The following is a 15,002-nucleotide window of genomic DNA, read 5'->3' as shown; positions in this document are numbered from 1 at the left end:
TAAACGCCGCCAAAGCCCCAGCCGGTCGCTTATAAATCGGTGACGTCGCGATGAATGCCGCCAAAGCCCCAGTCGCGAGTCCTCCCCGCACCGCACGGCACCGTGCCTCACACCTCCCCAGCCTCGTCGGTCGCCTTCGGCGACCGACTCCCTCGCGCGCGCACCTCGTGGCCGCCACGGGCGGCCACTCGGAGGCGCGCGCCACCGCATCGTTTGTGTATAGGCGATCGTCGTCCTCGCTCACGACTATTTAACCACTCTATCGCGGCCACCGATCTGCAGCACTCACTTCAGCTATCGAGCAGAGCAGTATCGCTCCGAGACGCGAGCGACGCGAAAAAGGGTGAATCGAAAGGGGGCGGTACGCAGTGGACCGATTACAGGATGCCGGCGGCCTCGGCGGTCTCGACGATGTCCTGGGCCATCTTGTTGGTCGCCTCGTCGACCATCTGGCCGTCGACGCTCACGGCGCCTTTGCCCTCCTCCATCGCCTCGGCGTAGGCGTCGACGATGCGCTTGGCGCGCTCGGCGGTCTCCGGGTCCGGCGCGAACACTTCGTTGCCGATCTCGATCTGCGAGGGGTGGATCGCCCACTTGCCGTCGCAACCGATCATGTTGGCGTTCTCGGCGGACTCGCGGAAGCCCTCGGCGTCCTCGATGTCGGCGTACGGGCCGTCGAGACACGGCAGGCCGGCCGACTTCGCCGCGGCGTTACACTCGGAGAGCGCGTGGTGCCAGTAGTGGCCCGGGTACTCCGGGAACTGACCGATGTCGAGTCCCGGCGTCCCCATCGCCGCGGAGTAGTCGCCCGGCCCGAAGATGATCGACGAGAGCCGGTCGGAGGCGTGCGCGATCTCGTGGACGTTGTGCATCCCCTCGCCGTCCTCGATCTGCGGTTCGAGGCCGATGCCGCCGACCTCCAGGTCGTTGTTCTCCTCGACCTGCGCGAGCAGGTTCTCGACGGTGTGGATGTCGCTGGCGGACTTCACCTTCGGAACGATGATGTCGTCGATGTGCTCGCCCGCCTCGCCGACGACCGTGATCAGGTCGTCGTACCACCACTTGGTGTCGATACCGTTCATGCGGAAGCTGAGGACCTTGTCGCTCCAGTCCTCCTCTTTGGCCGCCTTGATCAGCGGCGCGCGCGCATCCGGCTTGGCGTTCGGCGCCACGGAGTCCTCCAGATCGAGGAACACCTCGTCGGCGTCGCTGTCGGCCGCTGAGTGCATCATTTTCTCGTCGCTCGCGGGCGTTGCAAGCTGCGTCCGGCGAAGAGTGACGTCCGTCATATAGCGGGTCAATCACGCTCGGCCACGGAAATAAAGGTATCTCACGCGGGGGTATTTTCTCTGAGTCGGAAACGAGTGAACATCGACGATTGCGGTCGCGATCGGACGGCGCTCGCGGCCGCGACTTCCCGCCGCCTCAGCGGTCCGCGCGCCGGACCGCGGCGACGACGAGCAGCGCGAGCACGAGCGCCCCGACCACCGCGCCGAGCGTCCGCGGCGAGAAGAGGCCGGGCTCCTCGACCGGGGACGCTCCGGCCGGCCCGGACGCTCCGGCCGACTCGACCGTTACGGTCGCCGTCGTCGAGTCGGTCTCGCCGGCGTCGTTGGTGACCGTGAGTTCGACGTCGTACTCGCCGGACTCCGAGAACGTCGTCTCCGTGACGCTCCCGGCGGCCGTCTCGCCGTCGACGTCCCAGTCGTAGGCGACGATCTCGCCGTACTCGTCGGCGGAGCGCGCGCCGGAGAGCGTGACTGTCTCGCCGGGCGCGGCCTCGCCGGAGCCGCCGGAGTCGACCGTGATCGCCGCCTCCGGCTGGCTCACGGCCGACACCGCGAACACGGAGAACCCGGGCGTCTCGGCCGCCAACACCACGTCGTCGCCGTCGCGCTCGACGACCGACGTCTCCAACGCCTGCCACTCGCCCTCCGAGTGGCGCGAGAGCCGGAGATCCTCGGCGTCGGCGCCGGTCTCGGCGAGCCGGTCGGCGCCGATCCGCGTCCGGATCGTGGCCGGCGAGTTCCGAGCCGCTTCTGGGACCGAGATCTCGACCGTCGAGACCCCGGCGCCGGGCGGTTGCCCGGTCGATTCGGGGGCCGCGTCGAGTTCGGTGACGCTCACGTCGCCCTCGACGGCGCCGTCGAACTCGATGCCCTCGACCCCGGTCTCGCCGGCGAACGCGACGCTCGACGTTCCGTCGGAGCCCGCCTCGACGGTCGCGGTTTCGCCCACGACCGCGGTGGCGCCTTCCGGCACCTCGACCGACGGCTCGTCGGTCGGTTCGTCGTCGGGTGCGTCGGGCGTATCGGCGCCGCCGTTCCCGTCGGAGCCGAAGCCACCGGAGTCGCCGGCCGGACCGTCGCCGCCGTCACCGTCCACCGGATCGGCGTCGTCCGCACCGTCACCCGGATCGGTGCCGTCGGTGTTATCGTCACTGTCTCCGTCGTCGGTGTCCGAATCGGGCACCTCGTCGAGTTCGAGAGCGACCTCCTCGTTGGCGCCGGACTCCCACGCGGCGGTGCCGGCGTCGGCGTCGGCGACCCGGAACGTCACGTCGCCGTCGACCGGCCCCTCGACGGTGAGCTTCTCGTCGAACGCGCCCGAGCCGCCGAACGAACCGTCGGCGTCGGTCTCGATGCTGTCGCGGACCTCGCCGTCGACGACCGCCTCGACGGTGACGCCGTCGATCGGGTCACCGCCGTCGGTCAGCGTCACCTGCCCGTAGTAGGCGGCGGGCGTTGACGGCGGTCCGTCTTGCCCGGCGACGCCGCCCACGGCCGCACCGCTGGCGACGAGCGCCACGACGGCGATCGCCACCGCGGCCAGACCGAGCGCGTGTTTGACGTTCATCGGCTCAGTTCCCCGTCAGGGCGCCCTCCTCGGTCTCTTGGGTCGGGTCGACCGGCACGGTCGCGCCGAGCTCGCCGTCGTCGGTGACGAACACCCAGTAGCCCTTGAACGGGCTGATCTCCTCGGGGTTCGTCACTTCGCCGGATGCGTCGAGCCCGTACGGCGTCGTCCGGGATTCGGGACCGGCGATGGCGTCGATCACGGTCGTGATGTCGGCGGTCGATCCGGCGAACGCCTCGTCAGAGGAAGCCTTGCCGGACGGCGCGCCGACGAAGTTCCAGCCGGCCTCGAGTTCGGCGGTCGTCATCGACGGGACCGGCGAGTCGGTCTCCGCGTACTCGAAGTCGATCCGGAGATCCTCTTCGCCCTCGTCGACGGTGACCGCGAACGCGTCGAGCGCGTCGACGTCCTCGTCGGCGATCGCCTCGCCGCTCTGCCACTCGTCGCCGTCGTACGCGTAGACGGTCCCGTTGAACTCGCCGAAGACCTCGCTGACGTTGCCCTCGACGGGCGCCGGGAAGGCGACCGAGTGGGGTTCGCCGTCCGCGGGCACGACGAGGTCGTGCCCGAAGTCGGTGCGTTCACCCGGCCGGGTGAAGTCGTCTGGGGTCGGCGGCGCGGACGTCAGGAACGGGTCGTAGACGATCTCGCCGCCGTTCTGGTACGCATTAGCGTATCCGTCGGTGATGAACGAGACGTTCCCGAGGTCCTCCCATTCGTTCATCGTGACGTCGAGGGTCCCGCCGTCGGCCTTGTGCTGGATCGAGTCGACGTCGCCGAACGTGTTATCCTTGACCACTTGCGCGTCGGCGTCGACCTGCGCTTCGTCGGTGCTTTCGATCCCGTAACCGACGCCGGGGTAGGCGTCAGCCGTCGCGTCGATGTCGTTGTACATGACGACCGTTTCGGGCGTCTCCTCGACGTTCGATCCGCCGCTTGCGCGAGTTACGACGGCGAAGGAGTACCCATCGCTGTCGACGCTGATCGAGTTGTCGAAGACGAGCGTCCCTTCGGTCTCCGCTTGGTCGCTCACGCCGACAATGCCCGCAACCTCGTCGTTTCTGGCGGTGCCGGTGATATCGTTGTCGACGATCTGAACGTCGGTTATCGGGTCGCCACCGAACACCTGAATCGCGTTCACTTCCTCGAAGCCGCCGTTAGCGTCGAGCGAGACGGTGACCGAGCTGTTGTACACGCCCGCGTCCGATGCGGAAATCAGGATCGCCTGGCGTTCGCTCGGCGGAATTCGTCCGTCGTCCGGGCGGACGAACTCGTCGGGTTCGACGGCGAGGTTCACGAGTGCGGAGCCTTCGCCGCCGATGGAGACGAGCCCGTCGATCACGGTACCGTCGCCCGCGCCGACGACGCTGACGTTCTCGCTGTCGATCGATACGTTCTCGTCATACGTCCCATCAGAAACGACGACGGTCTGAGACGGCGAAGCGGCATCGACGCCGTTCTGGATGCTACCGAAAATCGACCGGTTCCGGATTCCGTCGCCGCCCCGGACAGTCACGGCGCGGTCGAACGCGTTTTCGCCGAGCACGCGAACGAGATCGAGGTTTTCGGGTTGATCGCTGACCGCCACTTCCTGTCCGTCAATCTCGTTGTCGGCGACGGTCACGTCCGCTACGTCCACGCCGTCGTAGTTCTCGGAGAGGATCGCCGTGTCGGTGCTGGAGATGTCGTTATCGGTGATAGTGATGTTCGAACCGGAGAAGTCAATTCCGCGTTCGGTCTCGAACGCCGCGTCTTCTCCCTCAATCGCGTCTGCGTCGACAGTGATCCTGTTGTTATCGACCACCGCGTTGTTCGCCTTGTATATCCCAACGCCCTGCGTGTTCACCGTAATGTCGCTGTCGCGGATCACAGCGCTACCGGTTTCGGACTGATGCCCGAACCCGGAGACGCTGTTTTTCACCGTCACGTTCTCTGCGGTAACCGAATAAGGCCCGCCGGAACCGGTCTGGATCCCCAAGTACACGTCCTCGAACGTCGTGTCGGTCACTTTGACCGATGCGCCGTCGGGAGTGGTGCGAACGTCCATCCCGAGGTTACCGGAACTGAACGTCGAATCGCCGGTGATATCGAACCCGGAGACGGTCACGTTCGCGGCGCGAATCTGAACGACCGTTCCGTCGCTGGAGAGTTGCGGTATCCCGTCTTGAGCGCGGAGCGTAAGATCATCCGTGTTGATCGTGATCTGTTCGTTGTACGTTCCGTCGGCTACCGCGATCGTCTCACCCTCCTCAGCGGCGTCGATGGCACTCTGAATCGAGTCACCGTCCTGAACGACGATATTCCCGTCCTCGTTGTACACCTGGCCGTCCCAGAGTTGGACGGTATCGGCGTTACTATCACTCAAGAAGGTTTCCGCAACCGTACTCGGGTCGGTCAGTTCCTCATTTCCGTTCAGAGAACCCGGAATGTTCCGTTCGACCTTAATGTCAGCCAGCTTAACGTCGCTGATGTCGTTGTTTCGGATTGTGATGTCCGCCTCGGAGATAGACGAACCATCGGTGTAGTCTGAGAGCCAAATCCCCTCGGAGCTAGCACCGCTGATCTCGTTATCTCGAATGTCGATATCCGTCGATTGGCTGTCGACGACGAGACCGATCGAGCCGTTGTCGATCGTGTTGTCGCGAATGGACACATCGCCGACGACCGGGCCGGGGCCACCCCACGTCGAGATGCCCCCTGCATCGGACCCACCGGTGACGGTGTTGTTCGAAATCGTGGCGCCTCCGGCCTGAACGTCAAGCGGCGCAGCGGTCCGTGACTCGCCGTCGATAGTGAGTCCATCGACGGTGACGCCCGAGGCAGCGACCGTGACGACCCCGTTGATTTCGGGTCGAGCGTCGTCACCCGCACGTACGGTTACGCCCGAGACATCGATCGTCACGCTCTCGTCGTACGTTCCGGGGTCAACGACGACCGTGTAGTCCTCATTCGCTTCGTTTACCGCCGCTTGGATGCTGTCGAACGAGTTACCGGTCTCGTTACCGGTGGCATCGACGAGAGTTACTTGTCCCGTGTTCTCTTGTGCCGCCGCACTCCCGGCAAAACCGGCCCCCATCGCGACCACGGACAGCACCATGATCGCGGCGAGGAAGACCGCGCGGAACCGCGCGCGTGTCATCTATTGACCACCGTTCGTTGCGTCGTCCAGCGTGAGTCGTCGGTAAGCATGTGCATAATCGCAGTACTCCACCGTGGAGATGTCCCGACGGAGGGCCGGCATAGGGGTAGTATTTCGCCGCCAGAACCGTCGTTTCCGGACGCTGAAATGTCTTCAGGGAGTGCCTGAAATGGGGTTTGAGACGTTGTACTTCGGGATGGGAACTCAGGACGCTGCGTGGGGTCTATCAGGAAAAATCGTCGGGGTTTCGAGGCGAAGTCGGCCCCGACCGCGTCAGTCGTCGGCCGGGGTCCGCGGCTCGGCCGGCGGCTCCTCGCTGTCCGCCGGGTCATCCACGGTCTCGACGTCGGGTGCATCGTCGAATCGTTCGTCCGCCTCCTCGGACCGGTGGCGCGCTCGGATCTCCTCGATCGAGCGTGCCTCGACATTGTGGTGACACATGACAACAGACACCACGGTGCGTTTGCCGATAAGGATTACGCCGATACCGCGGCGAAGGCGTCCGAAACCGGTGTTGCTACGGCTTTACGAGCACTTTGATCGCCTCGCGCTCGTCCATCATCCGGTACCCCTCGGCGACCTCGTCGAGCCCGATCGTCTCGGTGAACACCGGTGCGGGGTCGAGGGTGCCCTGCAGCACGTCGGCCATCAGCTCCTCGGCGTACGCGCGGACGGGAGCGACGCCGCCGGCGAGCGTGACGTTGTCGCCGAACATGCCGAACACGTCGAGCCCCTCGTCGTCGACGCCGTAGGGGACGCCGACGTAGCCGACCGTGCCGCCGGGGCGGACCGCGTCGATCGCGGTGTTCATCGCGCTCGCGGCGCCGACGCACTCCATCACGTGGTTCGGCCCGCCGTGGGTGAGCTCGCGGATCCGCTCGACGGCGGCCTCGCCACGCTCCGACACCGTCTCGGTGGCGCCGAACTCCGCCGCGAGTTCGAGCCGGTCCTCGTGGTGCCCCACCGCGATGATCCGCTCGGCACCGAGCCGGCGGGCCGCGAGCACGCCGCAGAGGCCGACCGCGCCGTCGCCGATCACGGCCACCGTCGATCCGGCCTCGACGCCCGCGCTGACGGCCGCGTGGTGCCCGGTTCCCATCACGTCGGTCAGCGGGAGCAGCGACCGGAGCGTCTCCTCGTCGTCGGCGTGTCGGTCGGGGACGCGAACGAGGGTGCCGTCGGCGTGAGTCGACCGGACGTACTCCCCCTGTCCGCCGCCGTTGTCGCCGCCCCACGAGTCGCCGTTGACGCAGGAGGTGTGGAGCCCCTTCCGGCAGAACTCGCACTCGCCGCAGGAGATCGCGAACGGCGCGAGCACGCGGTCGCCCGGCGCGACCGAGGTGACGTCCTCGCCCGTCTCTTCGACGATCCCCATCGGCTCGTGACCGACCGGCGAGCCGGGGTCGCGGTCGCTGTCGCCGCGGTAGAACCAGAGATCGGAGCCGCAGACCGCGGTGTGGGTCACGCGGACGATCGCGTCCGTCGGGGCCTCGATCTCGGGGCGGGGTCGCTCCTCGACGTCGATCTCGCCGGGGCCGTTGAAAATGGCGGCGCGCATGGGATCCGCTACCGGCGCGCGTAATAAAAGCGCGCGGGCCAGCGGCGTCGGTCGTCGCCGGCTCGCGTATTTATATCCCTGTATTATGCACGGAGACCGTTATCCTCCGAGCCCCGAATGCTCACGTATGGGAGGATTCAACCGAGAGCCGCCGCCGAACCGCCGAACTGGCACCGCCGACCCGGCCGGCACACCTCGCGGTAGCGCCGCGGCCGCCGCGGAGGTGCGTCGGTCATGAGCGGGACCGCGACCGACCGCGGCCCGGCCGCCGCAGACGCCGAAGACGGCTGGACCGTCGTCGTCGGCGTCAAGCAGGTCCCCGACAGCGACGAGGTCGGGATCGACCCCGACACGGGGCGGCTCGACCGGGCGAACGCCCCCGCCGTGCTCAACGCGCCCGACAGGGACGCGTTAGAGGCCGCGCTGTCGATCCGCGACGCGGTCGGCGGGACGGTCACCGCGGTCACGATGGGGCCGCCGACGGCGACGGACGTGTTGGAAGAGGCGGTCGCGATTGGCTGTGACGACGCCGCGCTCGTCACCGACCGCGCGTTCGCCGGCAGTGACACGTGGCCGACGAGCTACGCGCTCGCCGAGACCGTCGACCACCTCGGCGCCGACGTGGTCGTCTGCGGCGAGGAGACGACGGACTCCTCGACCGGACAAGTCCCGCCGGGGATCGCCGCCCACAACGGCTGGGCACAGCTCACCTACGTCGAGGCGGTCGACCCGCTCCCCGAGGAGAATCGGCTCGCCGCGCGCCGCGACGTCGAGGGAGGCCACGAGCGGGTCGCCGCCGACCTCCCCGTCGTCGTCGCGGTCGCGTACGGGGAGTACGACGCGAGGCCCGCGGGACTCCACCGGAAGCTCTACGCCGAGAACGACTTCGAGCCGCTGGAGCTCACGGCCGCGGACCTCGGGATCGACGCCGACGACGTGGGGATGGACGCCTCCCCGACGCAGGTCGGGGGGATGGAGACGGTCGAGCCGGTCGACCGCGAGAAGGAGACGGTCGAGACGCCCGCGGCGCTCCTCGACGCCCTCGCCGACGAGGGGGTGATCGCCCGATGAGCGACGCCGAGACCGGCGGCGACGTCGACCCGGACGCCGAGACCGTGGACGCGGAATCGACGCCGAGCGAGGTCGACCGCGCCAGCGACGTCTGGGTGTTCATCGAGGAGCACGCGGGCGACGTGATGCCCGTCTCGTGGGAGCTGCTCACCGAGGGGCGACGGCTCGCGGACGACCTCGGCGACGACCTCGTCGCGCTCGTCATCGGCGAGGACGTCGGCGGCGTGGCCGAGGAGGCGATCGCCCGCGGCGCCGACCGCGTCCTCGTCGCCGACGACCCCGTGTTCGAGCCGTACCGCGCGGACCCGTACGGCACGCAGTTCCGCGCGCTGGTCGAAGAGCGGATCCCCTCGGTCGTCCTGATCGGCGGGACGCACACCGGTCGCGACTTCGCCGGGCGCGTCGCCGTGCCGACCCACGCCGGCCTCACCGCCGACGTGACCGAGCTCGACGTCGACGAGGACGGGCAGCTGCTGGCGCGTCGCCCCGCCTTCGGCGGCGACGTGCTGGCGACCATCGTCTGCCCGGAGCACCGCCCGCAGATGGCGACCGTCCGGGCCGGCGTGTTCGAGACGGCCGATCCCGAGCCCGAACGCGAGGGCGACGTCGAGGACGTGGACGTCGTCGTGGCCGAGCGCGACGCGCTCACGTGGGTGCGAGAGCGCGAGGTGACGGATACCGCCGACATCACCGACGCGGACCGCATCGTCGCGGTCGGCGGCGGCACGGAGGGCGAGCTCGGCCCCGCGACGGCCCTCGCCGAGGCGCTCGACGCGGAGCTCGCCGCCAGCCGCAAGGCGGTCGACGAGGGGTGGGTCGACGGCGCCCGCCAGGTCGGACAGACCGGGAAGACCGTCCGCCCCGAGCTGTACGTCGCGCTCGGCGTCTCCGGCGCCGTCCAGCACGTCGAGGGGATGAACGACAGCGAAGTCGTCGTCGCGGTCAACGACGACCCCAACGCACCGATCTTCGAGCACGCCGACTACGGGATCGTCGGCGACCTCTTCGAGGTGGCGCCGCGGCTGACGGCGGCGCTGGAGGGCGAGGCCGATCCCGAGGAGGTGCTCCAATGACCGACGACGCGAACGGCGACGCGGGCGCGAAGGCCGACACAGGCGCGACCGAACGGTCCGAACCGATCGCGGACCCGAGCTACGACGGCGCCTTCGACGCCGTCGTGGTGGGCGCCGGGCTCGCCGGGAGCGCGGCGGCCGTCACGATGGCCGACGAGGGGCTCGACGTGCTCGTGATCGAGCGGGGGCGGTACCCCGGCGCGAAGAACGTGTTCGGCGGCGTGCTGTACACGCCGACGCTCCGCGAGCTCGTCGACGTCACCTCGGCGCCGGTCGAGCGGTACGTCGCCGAGAAGCGGTTCAGCATGCTGTCCGACGACGACGAGACGGCGGTGTCGCTGCGCCCCGGCGAGTGGCACGACCCGCCGCACAACGACTCGTACACGGTTCTCCGCGGCGAGTTCGACCGCTGGTTCGCCGAGCAGGCGGTCGAGGCCGGCGCGGTCCTGCTCACGGAGACGACGGTGACCGGGCTCGTCCGCGAGGACGACGGGCGGATCGCCGGCGTCGAGACCGACCGGCCGGACGGGACGATCAGGGCCGACTACGTCGTCCTCGCTGAGGGGGGCAACTCGCTGGTGAGCGAGGGGGCCGACCTCAAGAAACCGGAGCGCGCCGAGAACGTCGCCGTCGGGGTGAAGGAGGTGCTGGAGTTCCCCGAGCGCGACGGGGTGATCCGCGACCGGTTCCGGCTGTCGAACGACGCCGGCGCCTCGTATCACTACTTCGGCGAGGGCGCCGTCGGCGATGCGGTCGGCGGCGGGTTCATCTACACGAACGAGGACACGGTGAGCGTCGGGCTCGCGTACCGGCTCTCGGACGCCGCGGGGCGCCAGCCGAAGCCAGAGCAGACGCTGAACGCCTTCAAGTCGCACCCGGCGGTCGCGCCGCTTCTCAGGGGCGCCCGGACGGCGGAGTACGGCGCGAAGACGATCCCGGAGGGCGGCCGCGAGTCGATCCCCGTGCTCGTTCACGACGGCGCCGTCGTCGTGGGGGACGCCGCGGGGCTCGTACTCAACAACGGCGTCCACCTCGAGGGGACGAACATGGCCGTCGAGAGCGGCCACCTCGCCGGCGAGGCGATCGCGGAGGCGGCCGAGCGCGGTCGCACCGACGAGGCCGCGTTCAAGTCGTATCCGGAGCGGCTGGAGGCGTCGTTCGTCGTCCAGAACCTCGAGCGGTACGGCTGGCTCATGGAGCGCGTCGAGACGGACCGCGACCTGATCTTCGAGGAGCTCCCGCACGCGCTCGCGGACGCCGGCGCGGAGTACTTCCGGATGGACCGAGAGCCGAAAGAGAAACACGCCGAAGAGGCGAGAGAGCGGCTCTTCGAGACCGTCGGCGGTCTCCGAGGCGCGGCCAAGCTCGCCTACCGCTACAGAGGAGTTCTCCGATGAGCGCCACACCCAACGTTCCGAACGTCGACGCCGGAGCACCGTCCGTCGAGAACGACACGCTTGAAGACCGACTGTACACGGTCCGGTACGACGACCCGGGGGAGTCGCACCTCGACGTGAAGATCCCCGGCATCTGCGCGGAAGGCTGTACCACCTACGACTGCATCGACGTCTGCCCCGCCGACGTCTGGCGGGAGGGCGACGACGGCGTGCCGAACATCGCCTACGAGAACTGCCTGGAGTGCGGGAGCTGCCGGTGGGCGTGTCCGAAGGGGAACGTCGAGTGGACGTATCCGACGCGCGGCGCGGGGGTGTCGTATAAGAAGGGGTAGAAGAGTCCGAAAAAAGACGGGAAACTGAAAAGCGATACCGAGAGCCGCGAACACCGCCGTCGGGCGGAACGGCGTACCGTCCGCTGATCGGAGGGCGTCCTGCCCGCTGATCGAAGGGCGTCTCGCCCGCCGATCGAAGGTCCGTTCGCGGATGTTTTCAGCACTTGAAACAAACCGGTTTCGAGAGAAAATAACTCTTAAATCGGTCCTCGGTCACCCGCGAATCGAACGATGACGCCGAGACGGGACCGCGACGTCTCGACGAACCGATCGACGCCGGGAGCCGAGCCGTGAGCGACGGCCCGACGCTCCGCATCGTCGACGAGCCGGACGACGATCCGGGCGGCGCGGTGCCCGCGCCGGTCCCGCCGGACGACCCCGAGGCGTGGTACGCGCCCGACGTCCGCGCGCAGTACGAGGCCGCGCCCGGCGTCGTCGCCACGGTCCGCGAGCGCGACGGCGGCCGGTTCGGGTACGACGCCCGCGAGCCGCCGCTGTCGCCCGCCGACGAGGCGGCGTTAGCGCGCGTCCGCGACCACTTCTCCGCGGTCCGGCACCGCCGCCCGCTCACCCGGGTCGGGGTCGTCGAGCGGGCCGAGACGGGGTTCGAGCCGAAGTACGACCGCGCGCTCGACCGCCTGCTCGACGCGAGCGACGCCGCGCGCCGCCGGATCGACTACCACGCGCTGCGGGACCTCCGCCTGCTCGGCGACGTGACGCCGCTCGCCTTGGACGACCGGATCGAGGTGGCCGACGTGGGCGACGAGCGCGAACTGGTCGTCCACACCGAGACCTTTGCTCCCTTGGAAACAGGGATCGACGCCGACGCCGACTACGTCGAGCGGGTCGCCGCCGAGCGGCTCGCGAGGTACGCGGTCGGCTTCGCCGGGCTCTCCGTGGACGTGGTCGTCTACCGCGAGCGCCTGCTCGGCTCCGACGCGTTCGAGACGAAGTACGCCGTCCTGGAACCGGACCTCCTCCCCGGCGACGAGGCCCTGATCGAGGAGTGCAAAGAGCGGATCTGGGAGACGACCGTCGACGGCGCCGTCGACGACCGCGAGGCGTTCGTCGCCGAACACGCCCGGCGGTTCCTCTCGCGGCGGCTCACCGCGCGCAACACCCGAGCGTGGCTCGACGCGGCCGCCCACCGCGCCCGGTCGGCGCTGGCCGAGCGCGGGCTCGCCGTCCCGCCGGTCGACTCCCGATACGCCCGCGACCGCCTCGACGACCTCGCGTACTACGTGCTCCGCGACTTCGTCGGCGAGGGGATACTCACGGTGCCGATCCGGGATCCGAACTTAGAGGACGTCGAGGCCAACCGCGTCGGCGAACGTGTGAAGGTCGTCCCGCGCGCGTCGGTCCTGCGGGGGACGGACGACGAAACCGACCGCGACGGCCCGACCCCGGACGCCGGCTCCCGCGTGCCCACCAACCTCGCGTTCGAGGACGAGGCGACGTTCGTCAACGTCGTCACGGGGCTGGCGGCGCGGGACGGCACCGAGCTCAACGCCTCCACGCCGTCGGCGAAGGTGAACCTCGACGTCGACGGGGTCGACGAGACGGTCCGGTGCGCGGTGGCGCTGCCCGTCATCTCCGCCGACGGTCCCCACGTCTCGATCCGGAAGCAGAGCGCGGACGCGATGACGCCGGTCGACCTGATCGACCGCGGGACGCTCTCGACCGAGCTCGTCACGCTGCTGTGGCTGCTGTACGAGCACCGCGGCGTCGTCCTCTTCGCGGGACCGACCGGCGTGGGGAAGACGACGCTCCTCAACGCCCACACGCCCTTCATCCCCTTCGACGACCGACCGGTGTCGATCGACGAGGGGTCTCGCGAGGTCCGGCTCCCGCACGAGACCGGGGTGTCGCTCACGACCCGCGAGCACGAGGAGGCGTACAAGGCCGTGAGCATGTCGGAGCTGATGACCGAAGCCAACTACCTGAATCCGGACGTCGAGGTGATCGCCGAGATCAACACGCCCGCGAGCTTCGAGACGTTCGCGGAGACGCTCAACACCGGCTAAAGCGTTGGGGTGCTAATAGACTAACTCCGATACCGTTCAAGTGCCGTCTCAAGAAGCTCAAAATATTCCCTGTCCGTTTCTGTTATCTCATCAAATTCATATTCATCACGCCCCTCCTCCTCAAGTTCTAAACTCAAGCGACCCAACTGCTCATGTTCGTCTTCAGTGAGAGTGCTCATCGCGTCTGACAAGATTTCAAAATCGGACGGTTCAATATCAATCTCCGAACTTTCAAAGGCTCTATACAGCCGATTTTTCATAACTTCCGCTTGATGGGCAACGTGGGGATTGTCCAAATTAGGAGAGTCGTCGGCCATTATGTCTGACCCTCTCACGCCAAAATAATCAATTTGGTGCGGGAAACCCGCCGGCGTTGGATTTGTTACAACCCGCGCCGCCGCCCCGGATCGGAACGATAGCGTCCAGTGGATTCGGTCAACTGTCGGCCGTCGATGACCGCGCCACTCCCGCCCGTGGCGTTCCGCCGGAACGCGCGTCCGGACCCACCGCCGCCTCCGCCGCCTCCACCGCCCCCACCGCCGATGCCGCCGAGGCTCGGCACGTCGACGCCGATAGAAGTACCCACGTTTCGGAGGTCGCCGAGGAAGTCACGCACGCGGGTGAGCAACGACTGAACACCGTTGATAAACGAATCAATCACCGACCGGCCCCAGCCAAAGGCCATATCGGAAAGATCCGACGCCCATCCCGTGAGCCAACTGCCGAGGTCGCCAAACGCGGAACGCACGGTTCCGGCTAATGACTTGATACCGCCGAGGGCACGCCCCGAAAGCGAATTGAATCCACCGACTACAGTATCAATCACGTCGCCGATAATCTCATTCGTTGTGTCTCTCACGCCCCTGAAATTCAGGGCGTATGCGGCCGCGAAAGCGGCAATCGCGGCGACGGCGACGCCCAACGCCGCCGTGGTCGCACTGATACCCGCGACCACACCGCCGATTATCGTGGCGGCAGTCTTGAGCGCGCCGGCTAATGCGGATGCCGCGCCGACCACACCCATCGTTTTCACAGCCCACGCGCCGACGGCGGCGGCCGCGGCCCCCACGACGGTCGTGATAGCTGTGATTGCCCCAACCAAATCGGCGGCCGCGCCGTCCAATTCGTAGATCGCCGCTGCCACCCCGAACAGTGCCCCGGATAGCCCGCCGACGCCCATGTCGCGGGCGAGCTGGTCCACCTGCATGAGCAAGGCATCGAGGATCGCGCCGAAGCCAGCCATTAGTTCGCCGGCAACTGGAACGGCGGACGCCAACCCGGCTATTCCCAGCGAAAGGCCTGCGACCGCGGCCGACATGGCTCCCGCAAATTTCTCACTGAACCCTTGCAGTTGCTCGGCGGCGTCGCCGGCACTATCGGCGGTATCTTCCATCGAATCGCCGACGCTCTCCACCTTGTCGCGCGTCTCATCAACGTTCTCACTTTTTATGGCAACGGTCAGCTCTTGAGCGGTTACGATCCTCCTTCACCCCGGTTCCGACCCACGTCGTTCAGCATGACGGTCATACCCACACGTTCACATTCCACGCGC

General features: G+C 68.0%; 12 protein-coding genes. 5 read left to right on the top strand and 7 right to left on the bottom strand.

Annotated features, from left to right (window positions below; genetic code table 11):
• Window positions 1-377 precede the first annotated feature (377 nt).
• The 5 genes from B4V04_RS06205 to B4V04_RS06185 form a co-directional block, all read right to left on the bottom strand.
• On the bottom strand, window positions 378-1,289 hold the full coding sequence (locus B4V04_RS06205) for an HpcH/HpaI aldolase/citrate lyase family protein (RefSeq protein ID WP_498230108.1): 912 nt from the start codon (window positions 1,287-1,289) through the stop codon (window positions 378-380).
• A gap of 136 nt (window positions 1,290-1,425) precedes the next feature.
• Complete coding sequence (locus tag B4V04_RS06200) at window positions 1,426-2,856, bottom strand: PKD domain-containing protein (protein WP_498230106.1); 1,431 nt, start codon at window positions 2,854-2,856, stop codon at window positions 1,426-1,428.
• 4 nt (window positions 2,857-2,860) lie between these two features.
• On the bottom strand, window positions 2,861-5,995 hold the full coding sequence (locus B4V04_RS06195; RefSeq protein ID WP_498230104.1) for a right-handed parallel beta-helix repeat-containing protein: 3,135 nt from the start codon (window positions 5,993-5,995) through the stop codon (window positions 2,861-2,863).
• A gap of 273 nt (window positions 5,996-6,268) precedes the next feature.
• Complete coding sequence (locus B4V04_RS06190; RefSeq protein WP_498230102.1) at window positions 6,269-6,436, bottom strand: hypothetical protein; 168 nt, start codon at window positions 6,434-6,436, stop codon at window positions 6,269-6,271.
• A gap of 76 nt (window positions 6,437-6,512) precedes the next feature.
• Window positions 6,513-7,553, bottom strand: coding sequence for a zinc-dependent alcohol dehydrogenase family protein (locus tag B4V04_RS06185; RefSeq protein ID WP_498230100.1), 1,041 nt, complete (start codon window positions 7,551-7,553; stop codon window positions 6,513-6,515).
• Window positions 7,554-7,787: 234 nt separating this feature from the next.
• Between B4V04_RS06185 and B4V04_RS06180 the strand changes: the two genes are divergently transcribed.
• From B4V04_RS06180 to B4V04_RS06160, 5 genes are all read left to right on the top strand, one after another.
• On the top strand, window positions 7,788-8,624 hold the full coding sequence (locus B4V04_RS06180) for an electron transfer flavoprotein subunit beta/FixA family protein (RefSeq protein WP_498230098.1): 837 nt from the start codon (window positions 7,788-7,790) through the stop codon (window positions 8,622-8,624).
• The gene (locus tag B4V04_RS06175; protein WP_498230096.1) at window positions 8,621-9,697 is read left to right on the top strand and encodes an electron transfer flavoprotein subunit alpha/FixB family protein; all 1,077 of its coding nucleotides are present in this window, start codon (window positions 8,621-8,623) and stop codon (window positions 9,695-9,697) included. The genes B4V04_RS06180 and B4V04_RS06175 overlap by 4 nt, the downstream gene beginning before the upstream one ends.
• A complete protein-coding gene (locus B4V04_RS06170) occupies window positions 9,694-11,094 on the top strand; it encodes an FAD-dependent oxidoreductase (protein ID WP_498230094.1) in 1,401 nt (466 codons plus the stop codon). Before B4V04_RS06175 ends, B4V04_RS06170 begins: the two co-directional genes overlap by 4 nt.
• The gene (locus B4V04_RS06165) at window positions 11,091-11,426 is read left to right on the top strand and encodes a ferredoxin family protein (protein WP_498230092.1); all 336 of its coding nucleotides are present in this window, start codon (window positions 11,091-11,093) and stop codon (window positions 11,424-11,426) included. The genes B4V04_RS06170 and B4V04_RS06165 overlap by 4 nt, the downstream gene beginning before the upstream one ends.
• 290 nt (window positions 11,427-11,716) lie before the next feature.
• A complete protein-coding gene (locus B4V04_RS06160; protein ID WP_498230090.1) occupies window positions 11,717-13,450 on the top strand; it encodes a type II/IV secretion system ATPase subunit in 1,734 nt (577 codons plus the stop codon).
• Window positions 13,451-13,470: 20 nt separating this feature from the next.
• On the opposite strand, the gene B4V04_RS06155 is transcribed toward B4V04_RS06160, so the two are convergent.
• A complete protein-coding gene (locus tag B4V04_RS06155; protein WP_498230089.1) occupies window positions 13,471-13,767 on the bottom strand; it encodes a hypothetical protein in 297 nt (98 codons plus the stop codon).
• A 65-nt stretch (window positions 13,768-13,832) separates the two neighbouring features.
• Entirely contained in the window at window positions 13,833-14,864 is a 1,032-nt protein-coding gene (locus B4V04_RS06150) for a hypothetical protein (protein WP_498230087.1), read from the bottom strand.
• Between the last annotated feature and the right edge of the window lie 138 nt (window positions 14,865-15,002).

The organism is Halorubrum sp. B52 (assembly GCF_059752555.1).
Note: the sequence above shows the minus strand (reverse complement) of the source record. Positions and strands in the feature narration are given on the sequence as shown.